General features: G+C 74.5%; 5 protein-coding genes. All 5 read right to left on the bottom strand.

Annotated features, from left to right (window positions below; translation table 11 throughout):
* Positions 1–842, bottom strand: an 842-nt coding sequence (locus tag HUW36_RS24765; RefSeq protein WP_174530368.1) for a sulfite exporter TauE/SafE family protein, incomplete at its 3' end; no start/stop codon positions are given.
* Between the two features lie 145 nt (positions 843–987).
* A complete protein-coding gene (locus HUW36_RS24760; protein ID WP_174530367.1) occupies positions 988–1458 on the bottom strand; it encodes an RrF2 family transcriptional regulator in 471 nt (156 codons plus the stop codon).
* Positions 1459–1529: 71 nt separating this feature from the next.
* Positions 1530–2414: an acyl-CoA thioesterase gene (locus HUW36_RS24755; RefSeq protein WP_174530366.1), complete on the bottom strand. Its 885-nt coding sequence runs from the start codon at positions 2412–2414 to the stop codon at positions 1530–1532.
* Positions 2411–3859, bottom strand: coding sequence for a pyruvate kinase (pyk, locus tag HUW36_RS24750; protein ID WP_174530365.1), 1449 nt, complete (start codon positions 3857–3859; stop codon positions 2411–2413). Before pyk ends, HUW36_RS24755 begins: the two co-directional genes overlap by 4 nt.
* Positions 3860–4028: 169 nt before the next feature.
* The coding region (locus tag HUW36_RS24745) for an FAD-binding oxidoreductase (RefSeq protein WP_174530364.1) at positions 4029–5276 on the bottom strand (1248 nt) is incomplete at its 5' end.

Genomic DNA, 5276 nt, shown 5'->3' with positions numbered 1-5276 from the left:
AGCGCGCGTACCGCGAGCGTCACGGCGACGAGCCAACCGGCGCCGAGCACCGCGTAGACCAGGGCCGGCACCGGGCCGCCCAGCTCACCGGCGCGCAGCAGGGTGCGGGCGTTGGTCAGCACGATCACGCCGCCGATGACGGCGCCGAGCACCTGGGCGGGCACGATGCGGACCAGCCAGGCCGCGATCGGCGCGGCGATCAGGCCGCCGACAAGCAGCGCGGCCACGGTGGGCAGCAGGAAGCCCTCGGAGCCGAGCCCGATCAGGAAGCCGAGGCTGGCCGCGCCCGCCACCACGAACTCGGAGGTGTCCACCGAGCCGATGACCTTGCGCGGCTCCATCCGGCCGGAGACCAGCAGCGCCGGGGTGGCCACCGGGCCCCAGCCGCCACCGCCGGTGGCGTCGACGAAGCCGGCGACCAGCCCGAGCGGGGCCAGGAAGCGGCTGCGCAGCCGGCCGGCGGCCCGGTTGGCGCGCAGCGGCCGGGAGAAACGGACCAGCAGGTACGCGCCGAGGGTGAACAGGATGGCGGCCATCCACGGCGCGGCCGACTCGGTCGAGATGGAGCTGAGGAAGGTGGCCCCGGCGAACGCACCGAGCGCGCCCGGCAGGGCGATGCGGCCGACCACCTTCCAGTCGACGTTGCCGAAGCGCCAGTGCGAGACGCCGGCGGCCAGCGTCGTGCCGATCTCGGCCAGGTGCACCGAGGCGGACGCGGCGGCCGGCGCGACCCCGGCGAACAGCAGCAGGGTCGAGGAGGTCAGCCCGTACGCCATGCCGAGCGCGCCGTCGACCAGTTGCGCGGCGAGCCCGACGAGGGCGAGGACCAGCAGCTTGCGCACGAGCGCCCCCTGACTTTTCGGTATCTCCTATCGACTTGGTCGACAATGCGGCACGGAGGGGGTCCCGGTCAAGTCCCCCATCCGGTTGGTGGGAACACGCCGGACGGCCCCGGCGGCGGGGCGGTCGGGAGCGCGACGGCCGGCGTCAGCTCCAGGCGCGCGGGTCGGCGGCCAACTCGTTGACCCGGCCGGGCAGCGTGCCGGCGGCCACGTCGGCGATGGTGACCAGCTCGAGGATCTCCCGCTCGCTGGCCCGCAACGCGATCCAGACGTCCTGCAACGCGCGGGCCGCCCCCTGGTAGCCGAGCTGCTCCGGGCGCTGGCCCCGCACGTGCGCGAGCGGCCCGTCGATCACCCGGATCACCTCGGCCAGGGAGATCTCGCCCGCCGGGCGGGCCAGCCAGTAGCCGCCCTCGGGGCCGCGCTGGGCGTGCACGATGCCGCCCCGGCGCAGCTGGAGCAGGATGCTCTCGAGGAACTTCGGCGGGATGTCCTGGGAGCGGGCGATCTGCTCGGCCGTCACCGGCCGACTCCGCCCGGCGGCCGCGCCGTCGGCGACCGAGGCCAGCTCGGCGGCCGCACGGAGGGCGTAGTCGACCCGGGCGGAGAGACGCATGTCGGCAAGGTTAGTCGCCTGCTCAGCCGAGCGGACTCCCGACCCTCGGCCGATCGGTCACGGTTGCCGGCTCAGCCGCCGACCCGACGCAGCAGACCCTCCTGCACGGCGCTGGCGATGTGCCGGCCGTCGGTGGTGAACATCCGGCCGGTGGCCAGACCGCGCGCCCCGGAGGCGGACGGACTCCAGCAGTCGTAGAGGAACCACTCGTCGGCGCGGAACGACCTGTGGAACCAGAGCGCGTGGTCGAGGCTGGCGCCCACCACGCCGCCCGGCCCCCACACCTCGCCGTGCACCGACAGCACCGAGTCGAGCAGCGTCAGGTCGGAGGCGTACGTGAGGGCGCAGGCGTGCAGCAGCGGATCGTCCGGCAGCTTCCCGTCGATGCGCATCCAGACCCGCTGGTGCGGCTCCGCCGGGCGGTCGCCGGGCCGGACCCACCCGGGCTCGCCGACGTAACGCACGTCGATCGGACGCGGGATCTGGCCCCAGATGCCGAGCCGCTCCGGGTAGCGCGACAGCCGGTCGGCCATGGTCGGCACGTCGTCCGGCGCGGGCACGTCGGGCGGGAGCGGGGCGTGGTGGTCCAGCCCCTCCTCCTGCCGCTGGAACGACGCCGACATGAAGAAGATCGGCTTGTCGTGCTGCAACGCCACCGACCGGCGCACCGAGAAGGACCGGCCGTCGCGGACGTTCTCCACCTGGTAGTCGATCGGCTCGGCCGGGTCACCGGGCCGGACGAAGTAGCCGTGCAGCGAGTGCACGGCCCGCTCCGGGTCGACCGTGCGGCCGGCCGCCACCAACGCCTGGCCGGCGACCTGACCGCCGTAGACCCGCTGCGGGCCGACCGGCGGGCTCATGCCGCGGAAGGCCATCTCGCCGGTCTGCGCCAGGTCCAGCACCTCCAGGAGCTGGTCGACGGCCGCCTGCCCGGTCGCCACCGGAGCGTCACTCATTGAAGGGCCCGGGCCGAGGCCGCGTCGACGAGCGAACCGAGCTGGTGCACGCGCAGCGTGTTGGTGGAGCCGGGGGTGCCGGGCGGGCTGCCCGCCACGATCACCACGTAGTCGCCCGGGTTGGCCCGGTTGAGGCCGAGCAGCGCCTGGTCGACCTGGCGGAACATGTCGTCGGTGTGCTCCACGAACGGCATCAGGAACGTCTCCACGCCCCAGCAGAGCGCGAGCTGGTTACGCACCTCCGGCACCGGGGTGAAGGCCAGCAGCGGCAGGTCGCAGTGCAGCCGGCTGAGCCGCTTGACGGTGTCGCCGGTCTGCGAGAACGCCACCATGGCCTTGGCGCCGATGGCGCGGGCGATGGAGGACGCGGCGACGGTCAGCGCGCCGCCGTGCGTACGCGGGTCGTGCTGCAACCGGGGGACGGCGATGGAGCCGGCCTCGGTGGTGGTGACGATCTTCGCCATGGTGCTGACGGTGAGCACCGGGTACTTGCCGACGCTGGTCTCGCCGGAGAGCATCACCGCGTCCGCGCCGTCGAGCACCGCGTTGGCCACGTCGGAGGCCTCGGCACGGGTCGGGCGCGAGTTCTCGATCATCGAGTCGAGCATCTGGGTGGCCACGATGACCGGCTTGGCGTTCTCCCGGCAGAGCTGCACGGCGCGCTTCTGCACCAGCGGCACCTGGTCCAGCGGCAGCTCGACGCCGAGGTCGCCGCGGGCGACCATGACGCCGTCGAAGGCGAGCACGATCGCCTCCAGGTGGTCGACCGCCTCCGGCTTCTCGACCTTGGCGAGCACCGGGCGGCGCACGCCCTCCTCGTCCATGATCGAGTGGACCAGCTTGATGTCCTCCGGCGAGCGGACGAACGACAGCGCGACCAGGTCGACGCCGAGGCCGAGGGCGAAGCGCAGGTCCTCGGTGTCCTTGTCGGACATGGCCGGGACGCTGACCGCCACGTTCGGCAGCGAGACGCCCTTGTTGTTGGAGACCGGGCCGCCCTCGGTGACCAGGCAGCGGATGTCGTTGCCGGTGACGTCGCTGACCTCGACGGCGACCCGGCCGTCGTCGATCAGCAGCCGGTCGCCCGGCTTCACCTCCTGCGGCAGCTTGCGGTAGGTGCAGGAGACCCGCTCCTTGGTGCCGACGATGTCGTCGCTGGTGATCACCACGGAGTCGCCGGTGCGCCACTCGTGCGGGCCGTCGGCGAAGCGGCCGAGGCGGATCTTGGGGCCCTGGAGGTCGGCGAGGACGGCGACCGGCTTGCCGGAGGCCTCGGCGGCCTCCCGGACCATCCGGTAGACCGACTCGTGGTCCTCGTGACTGCCGTGGCTGAAGTTGAGCCTCGCCACGTTCATGCCCGCCTCGACGAGACCCCGGATGCGCTCCGGGGACGAGGTGGCGGGGCCGAGAGTGCAGACGATCTTCGCGCGGCGTGTCACGCCCATCAGGCTAGTCTCTCCTCCGGGTCGACCTGCGGGCCGACCCCTTGCGGACTGAGGAACAGTTGTCCAACGACGCGCGAAACCCGCGCGGGCGGGCGGTGGATGCACCGCACCGCGACGTCGTGAGTGGCGGGCATCGGCGACCGCGCGGCGGAAATCGTACCGCCCGCCGTCACCGCCCGGCCGGGTGCTCCCGGGGATCCGGTCGCTCCTGTCCGGCCCGGGGCGCGGGCGGGCCGGCCGGCGGCAGCGTGGGCACGGCCGAGAAGATCCCGCGCGGGTCGTAGCGGCGCTTGGCCCGGCGCAGCCGGTCCCAGTTCGGCCCGTAGGCCAGCCGGACCCGGTCGGTCTCCTCCGGCGCGAGCAGGTTCGGGTAGCCGCCGGGCAGCGCGTGCGGGGCCAGGGCCGCGCTGGTGTGCTCGGCCCACGCCCGGTGCGGCGCCGGGTCGCCGCCCGGCGCCCAGACCGCGATGATCTCGGCGAGCAGGTGGTCGGCGCGCAGCCCGAACGCGGTCTCCCCCACCTCCACCCGGGCCGCTGCCCCGTGGAAGTGGTGCAGCGCGATCGCCGAGAACGGCGAGGTGACCGCGCCGGCCGCCGCGGTCAGTGCGGCCACCACCGGCTCGTCCACCCCGGGCAACCACCGGGTACGCAGCAGGTAGTGGTTGCCGTCGGCCATCCCGCCGTCGAACAGGCGCAGCACGTCCTCGTACGGCAGCGGTGCGACCTGGTCGACGACGGGGGTGCCGAGCGCCCGCAGCCGGTCCACCGCGGCCCGACCCGCCGCCTCGTCGGCGCCGGTGAACACCGGGGCGAGGAAGACCACCGGCTCCCCCGCCGGGCCGGGCAGGAAGCCGGCCATCACCGTCAGCTCGTCAGGTGCCCGCCGGACCTCCTCGCCGTAGCCGCGCAGCACCGCCGTCGCCTGCGCCAGCGGGAACAGCAGCATGCCGGCGAGCGCGGTGGCCAGCCGGTGGGTGCGGTAGCGCAACGCGGTGACCACGCCGAAGTTGCCGCCCCCGCCGCGCAGCGCCCAGTACAGCTCGGGCTCGTGCGTGGCGTCGGCGGTCACCCGGCGGCCGTCGGCGAGCACCACCTCGGCCCCGAGCAGATTGTCCAGCGCCAGCCCGAACCGGCCGCAGAGCGGGCCGTAGCCGCCGGCCAGGGTGAGCCCGGCCAGCCCGACCGCGCGCACCACGCCGGTGGCGACGACCCGGTCGTACGGTCGCAGGGCGGCGAGCACGTCGGCGGCCGTCGCCCCGCCGCCCACGGTGACCTCCCCGGTCCCGGGGTCGAGGTCCACCTGGCGCAGCGCGGTGAGGTCGAGGACCAGGCCGCCGTCGCGCAGGGCCCGGCCGGCCCAGTCGTGGCCGCCGGAGCGCACCGACAGGGGCACGTGGCAGCGCCCGGCGACGCGGAC

Source organism: Micromonospora maritima (assembly GCF_902825405.1).
Lineage (GTDB): Bacteria > Actinomycetota > Actinomycetes > Mycobacteriales > Micromonosporaceae > Micromonospora > Micromonospora maritima.
The sequence above is the reverse complement of the archived record's forward strand: the minus strand, read 5'-3'. Positions and strand labels throughout refer to the sequence as shown.